Source organism: Salarchaeum japonicum (assembly GCF_049705945.1).
GTDB lineage: Archaea > Halobacteriota > Halobacteria > Halobacteriales > Halobacteriaceae > Salarchaeum > Salarchaeum japonicum_A.
Genome location: NZ_JBNAMV010000004.1, coordinates 809,920 through 826,627 on the forward strand (window position 1 = coordinate 809,920; position 16,708 = coordinate 826,627).

The following is a 16,708-nucleotide window of genomic DNA, read 5'->3' on the forward strand; positions in this document are numbered from 1 at the left end:
CGTGCGGGGGTTTACGCTATTCGACGCGCGCGCCACAGCGCGGGCAGTAGGTCGCCGTGGTGAGCACGGGATGGAGGGGTTTCACCTGGAATTCGTACTCGCAGTCGGGGCACGCGTAGGTGGGGGCGCGGCGAATCCAGACGGAGCGGTCGCCGACGGACTTCCGGCGGACGTCGTCGGATTCGACGAGCGCGCGGAGCGCGCGTTTCACGGCGTCCCGGGTACGGTCGATTCGGGACGCCACCTCGTCGGTGGTGTACGGTTCGAGCGGCGTCATCGCGTCCCGCACGGCGTCGGCGTCGTCGGTCACGGGCGAGGATGGGCGACGAACGCGGATAACGGTTCGCCGACACCCATCTATATACACGATAATCATTAAGGAATTGGTATGTCACGGGATGGCGCACCACTGTACACGCACCGAGCCGAAACCGTCTCGACCGACCGCGGAAGCGGGGACGCCGTCGTGTTCGCGCACGGCACCCTGATGGACCGCACGATGTTCGCGCCCCAGCTGGACGCGTTCGCGGACGACTACCGAACCGTCTCGTTCGACCTTCGCGCTCGAACCGACCGGTACGCGGGCGACTACGACCTCGACGACTTGGTCGCCGACACCGAACGCTTCCTCGACGCGAAAGGCATCGACTCCTGCGTCCTCGCCGGCATGTCCATGGGCGGATTCATGGGACTGAAGTTCGCACTCACGCACCCCGACCGGCTCGACGGACTCGTTCTCATCGACTCGATGGCGAAACCGCACTCGGCGGAGGACCGCGAACGCCACGGGCAGACCGTGGACGCGCTCGAAGGCCTCCCCGCCGTCCCCGAGGACGCCGCGCGACCCGTCACGCACGAACTGTTCGGCGAGACGACTCGCGAGGAACGAACGGACCTCGTGGACGCCTGGGTGGACCGCTGGACAACGTATCCCGGGGACGCCGTGAAGGGCGAGGTCGACTCGTGGCTCGGCCGCGACGACCTCCGCGACGACGTAGCGGAAATCGACGTGCCCGTGCTCGCGGTGCACGGCGAGGAGGACGCCACGCTCGGCATCGAGGAAGCCCGCGAATCCTACCAGAGGATTCCGGACCTGACGTTCGAACCCATTCCGGAGGCCGGGCACTCCTCGAACTGCGAGAACCCGAGCGCGGTGAACGACGCGCTCGACGACTTCCTCGACCGCGTCTACTGAAGCGGATACCGTTCGATGGTTTCGAAGTCGGGGAAGCGAACAGACGGGTCGACGGCGACCAGTTCCACTTCATCGATGGTCGCTCTCGCTTCGAGCGACCGGTTCGCTTCGAGGACGTCGAGGAGTTCGTCGTAGTCGGAGTCGTCCGTGAACTGAGCGAGCGTCGCGTGCGGGACGAACGCGTCGTCGCGGTCGTGAACTGGCACGTCGTCGATTGCGCACGCGCGGTCGTTCAACGCGGCGAACGCACCGCTGTCGTCGACTTCAGCGTAGACGACGGTCGGGAAAATGTTGTACCGGGGGAAGGAGACGTCGAACGCGTCGATGTCGACGAACGCGTCGCGGGCGGCGTCTCGGATGCGTTCCTCGGCCGATTCGGAAATCGAGTCGCCGACGTTCCCGACGACAGTGACAGTGACGTGGTGGTAGTCCGGCGGCGCGACGGTGAGACAGTCGAACTGGTCGAGACCGGTGCAGGGCTCGGTCAGCGCGCCACCCACGTCCGCGAGGAAGACGAGGTGGCGTGCGGACTCGTCCGCGGGCGTAACCGGCTCGGGTGTGAGGTCGCGGCGGCGGTTCCAGAACGCGGCGGGCGAGGTCGCAAGGTCGCTCACACGCGGAGTCGTTGCTTCACCCACTTGAATCCCGAACCGCTTACGCCGCGAGAGCAACGAGGGCGTGTATGAACCACGGGAAGGCGAGCCGCGAGTTCTTCGACCGACACGTCGCGCCGAACCTCGGCGCGGAGCGCGACGACGTGCTCTTGGGACCGACGCACGGCGCGGACTTCGGCGCTGTCGACCTCGGCGACCGCGTGCTCGCGCTCGCGAGCGACCCCCTGTTCGTGCTCGGCGACCTCGGCGTCCGGGACGCGGCGTGGTTCGCGTTCCACATCGCCGTCTCCGACGTGGCGCTTTCCGGCCTCCCGCCAACGCACCTCGCTCTCGACTGGAACCTCCCGCTCGACGCCGACTCCGCGTTCGTCGGCGAAATTTTCTCTGTGTTCGACGCGGAGGCGCGCGACCTCGGAACGAGCATCGTCACGGGCCACACGGGCGCGTATGAGGGGTGTTCGTTCCCGACGGTCGGCGGCGCGACAGCGCTCGCATTCGGCGACCGCGACGATCTCGTTCTCCCCACCGGCGCGACCCCGGGCGACCGCGTCGTCGTCACGAAAGGCCCCGCAATCGAAACCGTCGGAATCATCGCGAGCGTCTTCGGCGACCGTCTCAGCCTCCCGGGGAAGACCGTCGACGCGGCGCGAGAGCGCCTGCGGGACGCGTCGCCCGTCCGGGACGCGCTCGCGGCGGCGGCGACCGGCGAGGTGACGGCGATGCACGACGCGACCGAGCGCGGCCTCGCGAACGGCCTCCACGAACTCGCCGCCGCGAGCGGCGTCGGCCTCGAAATCGATCGAGAGGCGGTGCCGACCTCACCCGGGGTGCGCGAAGTCTGCGAACACCTGGATATCGACCCGTGGACGGCGTCGAGTTCCGGGACGGTCGTGCTCGCCGCGCGCGACAGCGCGGCCGTCGTGGACGCACTCGCCGCCGAAGGGATACCCGCCGCCGACGTGGGACGGGTGACCGACTCGGGCGTCCGCGTCGACGGCAGTCCGCTCCCGGAACCCGAATCGGATCCGTTCTGGCCGGCGTACGCCGCACTCCGCGACGAGGACCGCCGCGGGCCGAACGCCTAACTTCGCAGCCGTCGTTCTTCGAGTATGCCCCACGTAGTCGTCATCGGTGCGTACGGGAGCGCCGGCGTCGCGGCGGCGGAGACGCTCGCTGACTCCGACTTCGAGGTGACGTTGGTCGACGACGGCGACCCCGGCGGCGGCCTCTGCATCCTCCGCGGCTGCATGCCGTCGAAGGAACTGCTTTCGGCCGCCGAGCACGCGCACCAGGCGCGCCACGACCACCGCATCGAGGGCGCTGACGCGCTGTCCGTCGACCTCGCGGACACCGTGGAGACGAAGAACGACCGCGTACTCGGGTTCGCGGAACACCGCCGGAACGCCGTGCACGAGCTCGCGGAGCGCGAGAACGTGACATTCGTCCACGACACGGCCCGTATCGTCGGCGAGCACGAGATCGAAATCGGCGGCGACCGCGTGGACGCGGACTACGTCGTCGTCGCCACCGGCTCGAACCTGGACGTCCCCGCCGTTCCCGGTATCGAGGACGTGGACTGGATGGGGAGCCGCGACGTGCTGGACACGACCGACTTCCCCGACTCCGGGGTGGTGATGGGGTTCGGATACGTCGGCGTCGAACTCGTCCCGTACCTCACCGAGGCCGCGGGGATGGACATCACGGTCATCGAGCACGACGCGCGGCCGCTCGACCGCGCGGACGACCGCATCGGCGACGAACTCCTCGAACTGTACAGGGATGAGTTCGACGTGACCGTGAAGACGGAGGTACGGGAGACCGCGGTCGAGGAGCGCGATGACGGCGTGCGGTTGTTCCTCGACGACGGTAGTCACGTGGACGCGGACCAGTTGTTCTGCTTCACGGGCCGCGAACCCGCGGTTGACGGCGTCGGCTTGGAGAACGCGGGCGGGGACGCGACCGGCGACTGGGTGGCGGACACGATGCAGTCGCGGGACGCGCCGTGGGTGTTCGCAGCCGGGGACGTTCTCGGCGAGCGCATGATACTCCACATGGCGAAGGAAGAAGGATACATCGCGGGCGAGAACGTCCTGCGTCAGCACGCGGGCGAGTCGCTGGAGGCGTACGACCCGATTCCGCACTACGTGATGTTCGCGGGTGCGGGCGTCTACCCGTACGCGTCGGTCGGATACACGGTCGAGGAAGCCGAATCCCGGGGATACGAGGACGTGGTAACGGTCTCCCGGGAGGCGAGCAGCGACGGCATCTTCAAGTCGAAACAGGTGCCGTGGGGGTGGGCGAAGCTCGTCGTCGCCGCGGACGGGACCGTGCTCGGGTATCACGGCCTCCACCACCACGCGGACGTGATGGCGAAGACGCTGCAGGTCGTCGTGGAGAACGGGATGGACGTGCGCGACCTCCCCGACCGCGCGTACCATCCGACGACGCCCGAGCTCCTGGACGGACTGTTCCGGGACGCGAAATCCACGCTGGGCTAGCAGGCGGCGCTCCCGAATCCGTGCGCGACGCGCCGCCCTTCCGGAGTAGCCCGCGCACGGCCCAAGTCAGGGCACGCCGCCCGCTGGCCGCGGCTTCCTACTTAAACTCTACAACCGTCGGCGTACTCGACCTCTCGCACGCTCTCGATTTCGGGAGTGTCGCCGCAGACCGGGCAGTCGGGGTCGCGCTCGAAGTCGATTTCCTGGAACGTGGTGTCGGCGGCGTCGTAGAAGAGGAGGCGACCGTCGAGGAGGTCGCCGTGGTCGAGCAGGCGCTTGACGGCCTCTGTGGCCTGAATGCACCCGACAGTGCCAGGGAGGACGCCGAGCACGCCCGCGGTCGCGCAGTCCGGCACCGTCCCCTCCGGCGGTGCTTCGGGGAACAGACACCGATAGCACGGAGAGTCCTCGGTCGTGTCGAACGTGACGACCTGGCCCTCGAAGCGGTAGATCGCGCCGTGGCTGAAGGGAACGTCTTCGAGTGTGCAGGCGTCGTTCACGAGGTATCTGGTCGAGAAGTTGTCCGAGCAGTCCACGACGAAATCGCGGTTCTCGACGAGGTCGTGGGCGTTCTCGGTGTCGAGTCGCGTGTGGTGGGTTTCGACCGCGATGTCGGGGTTCAGTGATTCGACGTAGTCGCGCGCGCTCTCGACTTTCGGGGTGCCGATATCGCTGTCGGCGTGGATTATCTGGCGCTGGAGGTTCGAGCGTTCGACGGCGTCGTCGTCCACGATTGCGAGGTGGCCGACGCCGGCGGCGGCGAGGTACTGGATGACGGGCGCGCCCAGGCCGCCCGCGCCGACCACCAGCACGTCCGCGTCGAGGAGGCGTCGCTGACCCTCTGGACCCACGTCGTCCATGATGATGTGACGGGAGTACCGGTCGAGTTGGGTGGGGTCGAGGTCGAGACCGCTCATACTCCGTGTTGTCGTCGGGCGGCCTAACGACTATCGGTGGCAGAACCGCCCCCACGGCGGGAGCGTCCGGTAGCGGTCGCCCCTGTCAGGGAGCGGAACGACGACGGTGTCCTCCGAGTCGAAGCGGCCGCGCCGGTCGAGTTCGTGGACGGCGGCGACAGCGCCGCCGCCGGACGCGCCGACGAGGAAGTCGCCGTCGACGCGCAGGCGCTCGCGAACCACGGATTCATCGTATTGGCCGAGGTCACGGATGTCGATTCGGTCGGCGTGGCGGCCGCGGAGGCGGTGCGTGTGCGCGTACGCCGCACGAGTGGAGATGTCGAGGCGGTCGTTGAGCACGGACTCGTCGTAGACGGCGGGCGTCTCGAACCGCCGTCCGCGCATGAATTTCAGGCCGTCGATGGCGTGATAGGGCGCGTGCGGTTCGTAGCCGATGATTTCGACGCCCTCGGGTGCGAGCGCGCGACCGACGCCCGTGATGGTGCCGCCGGACCCGACGCCGGCGACGAAGTGCGTCACCTCGCCCGAGGTCTGTTCGTGGATTTCGGGACCCGTTCCGGTCTCGTGCGCGCGTGGATTCGCGGGGTTCGCGTACTGGTCGGGCCGATAATACCCGCCGGAGTCGAGCAGTCGGTCGGCCTCTGCGAGCATCCCCTCATACGTTTCCGCGAGATGGACGGTGCCGCCAGCGTCCCGGATGGCGTCGAGTTTCGTCCGACTCGTCCCCTCGTAGCTCACGATTTCCACGCCGTAGCCGCGAGCGACGCCGACCCGCGTCAGCGCGAGACCAGTGTTCCCGCTCGACGGTTCGAGAATCGTCCGACTCCCTATCTCGTTCGCGGATTCGGCGGCGTCCAGCATCGACACCGCGATACGGGACTTCACGCTCCCGCCGCCGTACGGCTGGTCGTGGAAGTTCAGCCACTCCACCTTCCCGTACACGTCGGGCGTCACGTCGAGGTCGAGGGCGACGAGCGGCGTGTCGCCGACCGCTGACTCCGCGCTCATACCCGAGGATTGCGCGCCGGGGGATTAAGCGCCGGGGCCGTCCGCGAGCGCGTCCGCGAACGCCTCGATGGGCGTTCGGGGGTCGTTGGGGGCGTCGTCGAGGTCGGTGAGTTGGGTGCGGCAGGACGCGCCGGGCGCGACCACTTCGTCCACGTCGGCTCCCGAGACTTGGTCTTCGAGGATGGAGCCGATGGCCATGCTCATCGAGTGGTGTTCGGCTTCGTAGCCGAAACTCCCGGCCATCCCACAGCACCCGGAGTCGAGGGCGTTCACCTGGTAGCCGGCGCGGCGGAGCACGCCGACCGCGTGGTGGTCTTTCTTCGTGGATTTCTGGTGGCAGTGGCCGTGGTAGGCGAGGCTGGCGTCGCCCGCGAGCGCGAGGTCCTCGTCGAGGCGGTGGCGGTCGAGGTATTCGAGGACGCCGTACGCGTGGTCGCTGACGCGCTCCATCTCGCGGCCGTCGAGGAGGTCGTGGTAGTCGGACTGCAGCATGACGGCGTCGGACGGTTCGACGAGCACCACGTCCTTCCCGGATTGGACGGCGGGCGCGAGGTCGCGGACGGTCGCTTCGGCGCGTTCGCGGGCGGCGTCGAGGAAGCCCTTGGAGAACGCGGGCCGCCCGACGTCGGTGCGGTCGGCGAGCGTGACGTGGACGCCCGCGGCTTCGAGGACGCGAACGGCGGCCTTCGCGGGGGCGGGCGTGCAGTAGTTCGAGTACGTGTCCGCGACCAACACGACCGCGTGGTCGGCGTCGGATTCGGGGACCCGACTGCCGCCGCGGGCGTCGAACCAGTCGTGGAAGGTCTCCCGGGAGAACGACGGGAGCGTGCGGTCTTTCGAGACGCCGAACAGGCGTTCGCCGAGTTCGCGCGCGCCCGGGAGTTTCGTCGCGAGGTTCGAGACGGGGGCGGTCGCGCTCCCGACCTTGCAGAGCGTGTCGATGTTCGCGAAGAGTTTGGAGCGGAAGCTCGCGCCCTCGCGCTGGTGGTGTTCGTGCGTGAGTTCGGCCTTCATCTTCGCCATGTCGACCTCGCTCGGGCAGTCCCGCGAGCAGCCCTTGCAGCCGATGCAGAGGTCGAGGACTTCCGTGACGAACTCGTCGCTGAACTGCTCGTCCTCGGGGAGGTCGCCGCTCATCGCCTGCCGGAGGAGGTTCGCGCGGCCCCTGGTCGCCTGGATTTCCTCGTCGACGGCCCGGTACGTCGGGCACATCACGCCGCCCGTCGCTTCTTGGCTGCCGCGGCAGCCGCCGCAGCCGTGGCAGAGTTCGGCCATCCCCTGGAAGCCGTTCTCGTTCTCCCATGAGAGCGTGGGCTGGAACCCGGCGTCGAACTCGTAGTCCGCGCCGTACCGGAGGTTCTCCGTCATCGACACCGCGGTCGCGCGTTCGGGGAGGCCGGCGGCGTCGGCGCTCTCGGTGTCGTCGAACCCGCAGACCTGACCGGGGTTGAGGAGCCAGTTCGAGTCGAACGCGGACTTGAGGTCGCGAAACGCCCGCCAGAGGCGGTCGCCGTACAGTTTCCGGTTCCACTGGGTGCGCGCGCGGCCGTCGCCGTGTTCGCCGGAGACACTCCCCCCGTATTCGACGACGAGGTCGGTGACCGCGTCGGAGATGGACTCCATCGTCTCCGCGCCGTCGATGGCTTTCGTGTTGACCAAGGGGCGGACGTGGAGGACGCCCGGACCAGCGTGCGCGTAGAAGGACGCAAACGTGTCGTGGGCGTCGAGCACGTCCTGGAAGTCCTGAACGTACTCGGGGAGGCGTTCGGGCGGGACGGCGCAGTCCTCGATGAACGAGATGTGTTTCTCGTCCGAGGTCCGGGAGAGCAAAATCGGCATCCCGGCCTTCCGCATCTTCCAGAACCGACCTCGTTTCTCCTCGTCGTGGGCTTCCGTCGCGTGCGTCGCGTACACGGGCGCGTCCGCGACCGCGTGGTCCTCGCTGGGCGCGACCTCGGTTTCGGTGCCGGGCGCGCGGTCCGCGACGAGGTCGGCGACCTGTTGACGTCCGTCGTCGTCGCTCTCCGCGTAAAACTCCACGAGCAACGCGCTCCCCGTTCCCTCGGGGAGCATGCCGACCACGTCAGCGAACTCCTCGGTGTCCGCGGCGAGGTCGAGCAGCACGTCGTCCACGAGTTCGACGGCCGCGGGGTCGTGTTCGAGTATCGGCGCGACGTCCGAGACGGCGTCCACGAGGTCGTCGTACGCGAACAACGCCACGGACTTCGTCTCCGGGACGGGTTCGAGGGAGACCGTCGCCTCCGTGATGATTCCGAGGGTGCCCTCGCTTCCGGCGAGGAGCGCGGCGACGTTCACGACGCCGCCGTCCGCGTCGGCGTCCCGGAACGCGTAGTCGAGGTTGTACCCGGAGACGTTCCGCTTCATGTCCGGGTACCGGGCGCGGATTTCGTCGAGGTCGTCGTCGAGGAGGCGTTCGATTTCGGCGTAAATCTGGGCGTCTCGGTCGCCGTCGGGGTCGGCGCGCTCGCGGAGTTCGGCGACGCTGAGTTGGCCGAACGTGGTGCGGGTGCCGTCGGCGAGCACGACCTCGAGGGACTCGACGTACGCGTCGGTCTTCCCGTAGACGAGCGAGTGCGAGCCCGAGGAGTTGTTTCCGATTGCGCCGCCGAGCGCGGACTTATCGCCCCACGCGGGGTCGGGCGCGAACTTCAGGCCGTGCTCGGCGAGGTCGGCGTTGAGGTCGCCGAGCGTGATACCGGGCTGTGCGGTGACGAGGGCGTCCTCGGGGGAGACCGACCGCACGTCGTCCATGTGTCGGGAGAAGTCGAGGACGACGGCCTCGTTCACGGTCTGGCCGGCGAGGCTCGTGCCGCCGCCGCGGGGGAGGACGGGGATGTCGTGGTCCGCGCAGTAGGAGACGGTCGCCTCCACGTCCGCGGCGTTCTCGGGGAAGACGACGCCGACGGGCGTGAGTTCGTACGCGCTCGCGTCCGTCGCGTACAGCTGACGGGTGTACGTGTCGAAGCGCACGTCGCCGTCGACGACGCGGGAGAGCGCGTCCACGAGGTCGGGGCGCTCTACGTCGTCGCTCGCGTAGTCGTACGCCGCCCGGGAGTCGGCGGCGGGGTCGATTGCCATGGCGGAGGTAGAACGCCAGGGGGTGTAAAGCCGGACGGTCGCGGCGAACCTACTGCGAAGAAAGAGACGCGCGATTTACTGGCGGACGACGTCGGTTTCGAGGTCGGCGATGGGTTCGACCTCGGCGCGCGCGGTGTCGCCGTCCTCGATGACGCCCGCGCCGGGCGTGCCGGTGCTGATTACGTCGCCGGGCTGGAACGTGGTGGACTGAGAGAGGTAGTTCAGGAGTTCCGGCGGCTTGAAGAGCATTCCATACAGGGTGTTCTCGGAGACGACTTCGTCGTTCACGACGGTGCGAACGGCGACCTGGTCGAGGAACTCGGAGACGTTCTCGGGGACGGCGATGTAGGGGCCGGCGACGAGGAACGTGTCGAAGCTCTTGGCGCGCGTGAGGAAGCGCGGGTTGCGTTCGAGGATGTCCTCGGACGTCATGTCGATGATGGGGACGAACCCGGCGACCACGCTCTCGAAGTCGTCTTCGGGGACGTTCGAACACGTGCGGCCAAGCACGACGCCGAGTTCAGCTTCGGCGGTGACGCGGTCGGTCACGTCCATCGGCGGGAGGCGAATCGGCGTGTCCGGGCCGGCGGCGACCGACGGCGGCTTGATGAAGCTCGCGGGTTCCTCGGGGCGAACCTCGTCCAGGTCCTCGGCGTGGTCGGCGTAGTTCAGGCCGATGCCCCAGAGTTTGCCGGGCTGGTCGAGTGGGAAGCCGAAGGCGAGGTCGTCGGCGGCGACGCGCTCGGCGGTCGCATCGGCGGGGTCCGGGAGACCGTCGGGCGCCTGCGTGAGCGCGTCTTCGACGGTTTCGAGCGCGGGGTCGGCGGCGTTCAGCGGGACGAACCCGTCGTCGTCGCCGAGCAGGGGCGTGCCGTCCGCGGCGCGGGCGACGTACTTCATTGGCGGTCCGTCCAGAAGTCGAAGCTCCGGCCCGGCGCGAACACGTCGAGGCCGACGGCGCGTTCGTCGCCCGTGTTCTCCACCCGGTGTTCCTCCCATGAGTCGAGGTGGACGGAATCGTACTCGTGGAGGGTGACGGAGTCGTCCTCCGTGTGGATGGTGAGTTCGCCTTCGAGGCAGACGCAGACCTGTTCGTTCTCGTGGTCGTGCATCGGCGAACTGTGGCCCGCGGGCTTCTCGAACCACTCGAAGGTGAACTTGTCGCTGCCGGCGAGCGCCTTGCGCCCCCAGCCCTCGTCGGGTTCGTACGTCTCGGCGTCGTCGAAGTCGACTGGCTCCATGCGAAACCGAACCCGGGGCTGCGATAAGTAGGTGACGGAACGGGTAACCTTAGAGGTTAGAACTGCCCGCGCCGCCGTCGATGGGGACCGCCGTGCCGTTGATGTAGCCGGACTTCGGCGAGGAGAGGAACGCGACGGTGTCGCCGAGTTCCATCGGGTCGCCGATGCGGCCGAGCGGGTTGCCCTTCCCGCGCTCCTCAAGGCCGTGCTCGTAGGAGTCGTACTCGCCGCGTTCGACGCCCTGGTCGATGAGGTCCTGGATACGGCTGGTCTCGTGGGGGCCGGGGAGAACGGCGTTCGCGCGCACCTCGGGCGCGAGCTCCGTCGACAGCGTCTTCTCGAGACCGATGACGCTCATCCGAACGGAGTTCGAGAGGACGAGCGACGGAATCGCTTCCTTGACGCTGCGCGAGGTGATGTTGACGATGGTGCCGCCGTCGCCCGCCTGGAGGTGTTCGGTGGCCTCTCGGACGGTGCGGACGACGCTCATGACGAGCAGGTCGTAGGCGTCGTACCAGTCTTCGTCGGTGGTGTCGAGGAAGGGGCCGGACGGCGGGCCGCCGGCGGACGTGACGAGGTGGTCGAGACCGCCGAACTCGTCCACCGTCGTCTGGACGAGGTTCTCGATGTCTTCCTTCTCGGTGAGGTCGGCCTTCACGCCGACCACGTCACCGGTCGCGACTTCCTCGACCGCCGCGACGCCCTCCGCGACGGATTCGTCGCTGCGGCCGTTCACGACGACGTTCGCTCCCTCTCGGGCGAGCGCCTTCGCGGAGGCCTGACCGAGGCCGCTACTGGATGCCGTTACGAGCGCCGCATTCCCCTCGATATCGAGGTCCATACGCACAGCATAGCCTCCCGGGACTTAGGTATTGAGAAGTCGCGCCAACACTGCCGGAAAACGGTACACCAAAGCGCGGGGGTGAGAAGGACTAGTCATGACGACGCACGACGTGGCAATCGTCGGCGGTGGCTGTGTCGGGCTGTCGGTCGCGAAGCACCTCGCGGAGCGCACCGACCTCGACATCGCCGTCCTGGAGAAGGAGTACCATCTCGCGGAACACCAGTCCGGCCGGAACTCGGGCGTCCTCCACCCCGGATTCAACTATCCGCCGGAGTCCGAGAAGGCGCGGTTCGCGACCGAGGGGACGAAACGGATGAAGGAGTACTGCGCGGAGCACGACATCCCCTGCGAGGAACTCGGCGTGCTCGTCGTCGCGACCGACGACAGCGAGGAGGCGCGGCTCGACGACCTCGCGGAACAGGCGGAGGCGAACGGCGTCGAGTACGAACTGCTCGACTCCCAGGAGGAGATTCGGGAGTACGAACCGCACGCGGTCGGGCAGGCCGCACTCCGCGCGCCGGAGGCGGCGTCCGTGGACTCCCAGCAGTACGTGTACACGCTCGGCCGCGAAGTCCAGCGCGAGGGCGTGTCGCTCTACCTCGGCCACGAGGTCTCGAGCGTCCGGGAGACCGACGAGGGCTACCGGCTCGCCACGTCGAACAGCGACATCGACGCGACCTACCTCGTGAACGCCGCGGGCCTGCACGCGGACACGCTCGCCCATCAGGTCGGCGTCGGCGAGGACTACCAGGTCGTGCCGTTCCGCGGCGAGTACTACGAGGTCACGCCCGACCGCGCCGAGCTCTGCCAGTCCATGATCTACCCGACGCCCGACCCCGACCTCCCGTTCCTCGGCGTGCACTACACGCGGCGCTCCGACGGGAAGGTCATCGTCGGCCCGAACGCCGTGCTCGCGTTCGGCCGCGAGGCGTACGAGAACACGGACTTCGACCTCTCCGACCTGAAGGAAACCCTCACGTACGACGGGTTCTGGAAGCTCATCGCGGACCCGATGATGCTCGGGGTGGCGTGGGACGAACTCAACAAGTCGTACCGCAAGGAGAAGTTCGCGGCGGCCTCCCAGAAGCTCGTGCCCGAGATTCGCGAACGCGACCTGAACAAGAGCTACGCGGGCATCCGCGCCCAGCTGGTGAGCGACGACGGCGACCTCGTGAAGGACCCGCTGTTCGTCGAGACCGAGGACGCCGTCCACATCCTGAACGCGGTCTCCCCCGGTCTCACGTCCTCGCTCCCGTTCGGCGACCACATCGCCGGACTGGTCGAGGAGAAACTCTAGACGTTAAGTGGCGACCCGTGGTCTGGGGTGACAATGCAATCGGAATTCCCCGACGAGATGCGGGTCGCCATCGGCACGTACAAACCCGCGACCGACGACTTCCTGCGGTTCGCCGCCCAGCTCGGCGTCGACGACATCCTCCTCACGCCGCACCGCCACCCCGGCTTCGAGTCCGCGCTCCCGCTCGGCGAGGCGTGGAGCGAGGACGCGCTCGCGGAACTGAAGTCGCGCGCGAACGGCGCTGACCTCCGACTGTACGCGGTGGAGAAGATGCCGGTGCCGCTCTACGAAATACTCCTCACCGACGACGACGCGGAGCGCGCGGACCTCACGAGCATCATCACGGAAACCATCACGAACATGGGCGCGGCGGGCGTGCCCGTCCTCGGGTACAGCGGCCACCCGCCCGACGGCGCGGTCCGCACCACCCGCGAGCACTCCATTCGGGGTGGCGCGCTCGCGTCCGCCTACGACGTGGACGACCTCCACGAACTCGACCGCGACGACGACATCGAGCGCGACGTGTCTGAAGAGCTGATGTGGGAGCGCTACGAGGAGTTCCTGCACGAAGTGATTCCGGTGGCGGAGGATGCGGGCGTGACGCTCGGCGTTCACCCCAGCGACCCGCCCGTCGAACAGCTGTTCGGGATTCCGCTGCTGTTCCGGAACCGCGAGAACTTCCAGCGCGCGCTCGACATCCACCCGAGCGACAACCACGGCCTCAAACTCGGAATGGGCTGCTGGTCCGAGATGGGCGAAGACCTCGTGGACGTCATCGAGCACTTCGGCGGCGACCAGATCGTGTACGCGCACTTCCGCGACGTGGTCGGTACAGTACCGAAATTCCACGAGACGTTCGTGGACGACCCCGCGGGGAACTTCGACGAGTACGAGGTCATCGAGGCGCTCGACGACGCCGGGTTCGGCGGCGTGATGACGCCCGACCACGTTCCGCTGATGGAGGGCGAGTCCGACTGGGAGTTCGGGAGCACGCTCGGGCGCTCCTACACCGTCGGCTACCTCAAGGGGATGCTGAAGTCGCTCGAATAGAGGGGGAGAGTTAGAAAGCGGTCGTGCCGTCGAGGACGTGTTCCTCCACGACCGATTCGTCGAGTTCGATGCCGAGGCCCGGTTCTTCGGGGACCTCGATGTAGCCGTCCTCGATGAGGTCGCTGCCGGTGTGGAGGTCGTCCCACCAGTCGACTTCGAGCGCGTGGAACTCCAGCACGTCGAAGTTCGGCATCGCGGCGGCGAGGTGGACGCACGCCATCGTGCCGACGGGACTGCAGACGTTGTGCGGCGAGACCGGCATGTAGTTCTCCTCCGCGCGGTCCGCGACGCGCAGGGTTTCGGCGAGGCCGCCGACGGTCGTCGGGTCGGGCGTGAGCACGTCCACGCCGTGGTCGTACACGAGGTCGCTGAGTTCGAACACGCGGAAGCGGTTCTCACCCGTTGCGACGGGCGTTCGCGTGGCCTTCGTCACCTCGGTCTGCGCGTCCATGTTCTCCGGCGGCACGAGGTCTTCGAGCCACATCAGGTCGAACTCCTCCAGTTCGTACGCGAGGCGTTTCGCGCTCTCGACGGAGTAGTCCCAGTGACAGTCGAACGCGAGGTCCACGTCGTATCCGATTTCGTCCCGCACCGCTTCGACGATTTCGCGCTTCTCCCGAATCGCGGTGTTCGACAGGCGGCCGTTGTAGGGGTCGGGTTCGTTGTCGCGCGGGAGGTCGAGGTCGAACTTCAGCGCGCTGAAACCCATGTCCACGACGCGCCGGGCTTCCGCGGCGTACGCCTCGGGCGAGTACGCGTCCGCCTCGGCGTACGCGGTCGCGCCGTCCTCCACGGCGTACGCTTCGCCCGCGTGGCAGTCGCAGTACATCCGGACCTCGTCGCGGTACTTCGACCCGAGAAGCTGGTAGACCGGGAGGTCGAGGAGTTTCCCGGCGACGTCCCAGAGCGCCACCTCGATGCCCGAGGCGGCGGTGACGACCTTGCCCGTGGTTCCGCCGTGGCCGCTCATCTCCTGGAAGATGTAGCGGGTGAGGCGTTCCACGTCGAGCGGGTTCTCGCCGATAAGGAAGCGCTTCGTGTACTCGATTATCTCGGGGATGCCGCCGCCCCGGTAGGACTCGCCGATGCCGGTGACGCCGGCGTCGGTCTCGACCTTGACGAGGTTCCACTCGAAGTTCCCCTCGACGACCGCGGTCTTGATGTCCGTGATTTCTACATCGCGGGCGTTCGAGCGGGTGGTCTGGAGCGAGTAGTCCCTCATAGGCGGTACTCCTCCAGCGCGTCCTTGTCGAGCGGAACGCCGTGTCCGGGCTGGTCGGGGAGCGGAATCATGCCGTCGTCGTCGGGCGCGAGCGGTTCCTCGACCACGTCGTCGAACACTTTCACGTCCATGTCCCGGTAGAAGTACTCGATCCAGAGGCCGTTCTCGATTGCGCCGAGGAGGCTCGCGTGGATGTTCCAGTTGTAGTGCGGGGCGATAGGGATGTCGTAGGCGGACGCGTAGTTCGCTATCTTCAGCCACTCCGTGATGCCGCCGCAGACGGTCACGTCGGGCTGGAGGATGGTCGCCGCGCCGGAGTCCACGAGGTTCGCGAACTGGTGGCGGGTGCCTTCGAGTTCGCCCGTGGCGACCGGGTAGGAGAGCGCGTCGTTCACCTCGGCCATCGTGTCGACGCGGTCGATCATCACGGGTTCCTCGATGAAGTAGGGGTCGTAGGGTTCGAACGCCCGGCACGCGCGCACGGCGTCCGTGGTGGTGGGGTAGACGCCGTTCCCGTCGAGGAGGAGCGTCACGTCGTCGCCGATTTCGTCGCGCACGGCGGCGACGCGGGCTTCCTCTTCCTGTACGGACTTCCGGCCGACCTTCATCTTCACGACGTCGTGGCCCTCGTCGAGGTAGCGCCGCATCTCCGCGCGCAGGCCCTCGTGGCCTTTCTCGTCGCGGTAGTAGCCGCCGCTCCCGTAGGAGGGAACGGCGTCGGCGTGACCGCCGAGGAGTTTGTGGATGGGTTCGCCCGCGGCCTTGGCTTTCACGTCCCAGAGCGCGATGTCGACGGTCGAGATGGCGCGGAGGAAGAGGCCGTGGCGACCGATTTGGACGTTCCCGTTGTACATCTCGTGCCAGAGGCGTTCGGTGTCGCGGGGGTCCTCGCCGACGAGCAGGGGTTCGAGGAGGTCGTTGACGGCGTCGGCGATGAGGCCGGCACCGTCGTAGCCGAGCGAGTACCCGACGCCCTCGTGGCCCTCGTCCGTCCGGACGTACGTGATGGCGTGGTCGCGGTAGGTGAGGGTTCGGTTGGAGAACGATACGGGGGTTTCCAGTGGAATCTGTATCGGGAAGGACTCCACCTCGGTTATCTCCATACGTGGACGCTACGCCCTCCAGAGAAAGAGACGCGTATGGCGGCAATGGTTGCCGACTGCGACAGGCCACCGAATCTTTATGCCGGGGGAGGCGAGTCTCCCTGTATGTACGAAGTACTATTGCCAGTCGGGGAGAGCGAGTCGCGCGCGAAGCGAGCCGCGGAGGTCGTGACGGACTTCCCGGGCGCGGTCGACGAGATTTCAGTGGTTGTGTTGAACGTGTTCGAGGACTTCGAGGTGTCGGGCGAGGCCGGACACGTCTCCTCCGACAGCGCGTACGAGGAAGAGATTTCGGACTCCCACGAGGGGAACTTCCCGCCGAGCGTGGACGCCGCCGTGAACTACCTGGAGGACGCGGGCGTCGAAGTGTCGAAGCGCCGCGAGGAAGGCGAACCGGAAGAGGTCGTGCCGTCGGTCGCAGAGGAGTTGGACGTCGACAACATCGTCATGAGCGCGCGGAAGCGCAGTCCGACCGGAAAGCTCCTCTTCGGGAGTACGACGCAGGCAACGATGCTCTCAGTCGACCGTCCGGTGACGGTCATTACGAGCGAATAATACCCACTTAACTATCACGAATTTTCAGAGATTTCAGCCCAATTAGCGGTACTAATAGTCTGAAA

16 protein-coding genes are annotated in these 16,708 nt (G+C 67.5%); 6 read left to right on the forward strand and 10 right to left on the reverse strand.

Annotated features, from left to right (window positions below):
- Positions 1-16: 16 nt before the first annotated feature.
- A complete protein-coding gene (locus tag ACOZ4O_RS06010; RefSeq protein WP_424524408.1) occupies positions 17-310 on the reverse strand; it encodes a hypothetical protein in 294 nt (97 codons plus the stop codon).
- Positions 311-388: 78 nt separating this feature from the next.
- Between ACOZ4O_RS06010 and ACOZ4O_RS06015 the strand changes: the two genes are divergently transcribed.
- The gene (locus ACOZ4O_RS06015; RefSeq protein ID WP_424524409.1) at positions 389-1,195 is read left to right on the forward strand and encodes an alpha/beta fold hydrolase; all 807 of its coding nucleotides are present in this window, start codon (positions 389-391) and stop codon (positions 1,193-1,195) included.
- Here ACOZ4O_RS06015 and ACOZ4O_RS06020 read toward each other — a convergent pair.
- Positions 1,189-1,809, reverse strand: a complete 621-nt coding sequence (locus tag ACOZ4O_RS06020) for a 2'-5' RNA ligase family protein (RefSeq protein ID WP_424524410.1) — start codon at positions 1,807-1,809, stop codon at positions 1,189-1,191. The two genes, ACOZ4O_RS06015 and ACOZ4O_RS06020, sit on opposite strands and share 7 nt — an antisense overlap.
- A gap of 68 nt (positions 1,810-1,877) precedes the next feature.
- Between ACOZ4O_RS06020 and ACOZ4O_RS06025 the strand changes: the two genes are divergently transcribed.
- Both ACOZ4O_RS06025 and ACOZ4O_RS06030 read left to right on the forward strand, forming a co-directional pair.
- Positions 1,878-2,894, forward strand: coding sequence for an AIR synthase family protein (locus ACOZ4O_RS06025; protein ID WP_424524411.1), 1,017 nt, complete (start codon positions 1,878-1,880; stop codon positions 2,892-2,894).
- A gap of 24 nt (positions 2,895-2,918) precedes the next feature.
- Positions 2,919-4,307: a dihydrolipoyl dehydrogenase family protein gene (locus ACOZ4O_RS06030; RefSeq protein WP_424524412.1), complete on the forward strand. Its 1,389-nt coding sequence runs from the start codon at positions 2,919-2,921 to the stop codon at positions 4,305-4,307.
- Between the two features lie 101 nt (positions 4,308-4,408).
- On the opposite strand, the gene ubaA is transcribed toward ACOZ4O_RS06030, so the two are convergent.
- The 6 genes from ubaA to ACOZ4O_RS06060 form a co-directional block, all read right to left on the reverse strand.
- A complete protein-coding gene (gene ubaA, locus ACOZ4O_RS06035; RefSeq protein WP_424524413.1) occupies positions 4,409-5,224 on the reverse strand; it encodes an SAMP-activating enzyme E1 in 816 nt (271 codons plus the stop codon).
- A gap of 30 nt (positions 5,225-5,254) precedes the next feature.
- Positions 5,255-6,232 (reverse strand): PLP-dependent cysteine synthase family protein, encoded by a 978-nt coding sequence (locus ACOZ4O_RS06040; RefSeq protein WP_424524414.1) that lies wholly within the window; start codon positions 6,230-6,232, stop codon positions 5,255-5,257.
- Positions 6,233-6,256: 24 nt separating this feature from the next.
- The gene (locus ACOZ4O_RS06045) at positions 6,257-9,331 is read right to left on the reverse strand and encodes an FAD-binding and (Fe-S)-binding domain-containing protein (protein ID WP_424524415.1); all 3,075 of its coding nucleotides are present in this window, start codon (positions 9,329-9,331) and stop codon (positions 6,257-6,259) included.
- Positions 9,332-9,406: 75 nt separating this feature from the next.
- On the reverse strand, positions 9,407-10,231 hold the full coding sequence (locus ACOZ4O_RS06050; RefSeq protein WP_424524416.1) for a fumarylacetoacetate hydrolase family protein: 825 nt from the start codon (positions 10,229-10,231) through the stop codon (positions 9,407-9,409).
- Entirely contained in the window at positions 10,228-10,572 is a 345-nt protein-coding gene (locus ACOZ4O_RS06055; protein WP_424524417.1) for a cupin domain-containing protein, read from the reverse strand. Before ACOZ4O_RS06055 ends, ACOZ4O_RS06050 begins: the two co-directional genes overlap by 4 nt.
- Positions 10,573-10,621: 49 nt before the next feature.
- Entirely contained in the window at positions 10,622-11,413 is a 792-nt protein-coding gene (locus ACOZ4O_RS06060) for an SDR family oxidoreductase (RefSeq protein WP_424524418.1), read from the reverse strand.
- 97 nt (positions 11,414-11,510) lie between these two features.
- On the opposite strand from ACOZ4O_RS06060, the gene lhgO reads away from it, so the two are divergent.
- A complete protein-coding gene (gene lhgO, locus ACOZ4O_RS06065; protein ID WP_424524419.1) occupies positions 11,511-12,713 on the forward strand; it encodes an L-2-hydroxyglutarate oxidase in 1,203 nt (400 codons plus the stop codon).
- Positions 12,714-12,746: 33 nt separating this feature from the next.
- A complete protein-coding gene (locus tag ACOZ4O_RS06070; RefSeq protein WP_424524420.1) occupies positions 12,747-13,763 on the forward strand; it encodes a mannonate dehydratase in 1,017 nt (338 codons plus the stop codon).
- A 10-nt stretch (positions 13,764-13,773) separates the two neighbouring features.
- Here ACOZ4O_RS06070 and ACOZ4O_RS06075 read toward each other — a convergent pair whose 3' ends face one another.
- Positions 13,774-14,985 (reverse strand): mandelate racemase/muconate lactonizing enzyme family protein, encoded by a 1,212-nt coding sequence (locus tag ACOZ4O_RS06075; RefSeq protein ID WP_424524421.1) that lies wholly within the window; start codon positions 14,983-14,985, stop codon positions 13,774-13,776.
- Positions 14,982-16,088 (reverse strand): mandelate racemase/muconate lactonizing enzyme family protein, encoded by a 1,107-nt coding sequence (locus ACOZ4O_RS06080; RefSeq protein ID WP_424524422.1) that lies wholly within the window; start codon positions 16,086-16,088, stop codon positions 14,982-14,984. The genes ACOZ4O_RS06075 and ACOZ4O_RS06080 overlap by 4 nt, the downstream gene beginning before the upstream one ends.
- 105 nt (positions 16,089-16,193) lie before the next feature.
- On the opposite strand from ACOZ4O_RS06080, the gene ACOZ4O_RS06085 reads away from it, so the two are divergent.
- Positions 16,194-16,643: a universal stress protein gene (locus ACOZ4O_RS06085; protein ID WP_424524423.1), complete on the forward strand. Its 450-nt coding sequence runs from the start codon at positions 16,194-16,196 to the stop codon at positions 16,641-16,643.
- The last annotated feature ends 65 nt before the right edge of the window (positions 16,644-16,708 follow it).

Coding starts and splice junctions, on each gene's coding strand:
- ACOZ4O_RS06015 (WP_424524409.1), top strand. CDS start 389: ATGTCACGGGATGGCGCACCACTGTACACGCACCGAGCCGAAACCGTC.
- ACOZ4O_RS06025 (WP_424524411.1), top strand. CDS start 1,878: ATGAACCACGGGAAGGCGAGCCGCGAGTTCTTCGACCGACACGTCGCG.
- ACOZ4O_RS06030 (WP_424524412.1), top strand. CDS start 2,919: ATGCCCCACGTAGTCGTCATCGGTGCGTACGGGAGCGCCGGCGTCGCG.
- ubaA (WP_424524413.1), bottom strand. CDS start 5,224: ATGAGCGGTCTCGACCTCGACCCCACCCAACTCGACCGGTACTCCCGT.
- ACOZ4O_RS06040 (WP_424524414.1), bottom strand. CDS start 6,232: ATGAGCGCGGAGTCAGCGGTCGGCGACACGCCGCTCGTCGCCCTCGAC.
- ACOZ4O_RS06045 (WP_424524415.1), bottom strand. CDS start 9,331: ATGGCAATCGACCCCGCCGCCGACTCCCGGGCGGCGTACGACTACGCG.
- ACOZ4O_RS06050 (WP_424524416.1), bottom strand. CDS start 10,231: ATGAAGTACGTCGCCCGCGCCGCGGACGGCACGCCCCTGCTCGGCGAC.
- ACOZ4O_RS06055 (WP_424524417.1), bottom strand. CDS start 10,572: ATGGAGCCAGTCGACTTCGACGACGCCGAGACGTACGAACCCGACGAG.
- ACOZ4O_RS06060 (WP_424524418.1), bottom strand. CDS start 11,413: ATGGACCTCGATATCGAGGGGAATGCGGCGCTCGTAACGGCATCCAGT.
- lhgO (WP_424524419.1), top strand. CDS start 11,511: ATGACGACGCACGACGTGGCAATCGTCGGCGGTGGCTGTGTCGGGCTG.
- ACOZ4O_RS06070 (WP_424524420.1), top strand. CDS start 12,747: ATGCAATCGGAATTCCCCGACGAGATGCGGGTCGCCATCGGCACGTAC.
- ACOZ4O_RS06075 (WP_424524421.1), bottom strand. CDS start 14,985: ATGAGGGACTACTCGCTCCAGACCACCCGCTCGAACGCCCGCGATGTA.
- ACOZ4O_RS06080 (WP_424524422.1), bottom strand. CDS start 16,088: ATGGAGATAACCGAGGTGGAGTCCTTCCCGATACAGATTCCACTGGAA.
- ACOZ4O_RS06085 (WP_424524423.1), top strand. CDS start 16,194: ATGTACGAAGTACTATTGCCAGTCGGGGAGAGCGAGTCGCGCGCGAAG.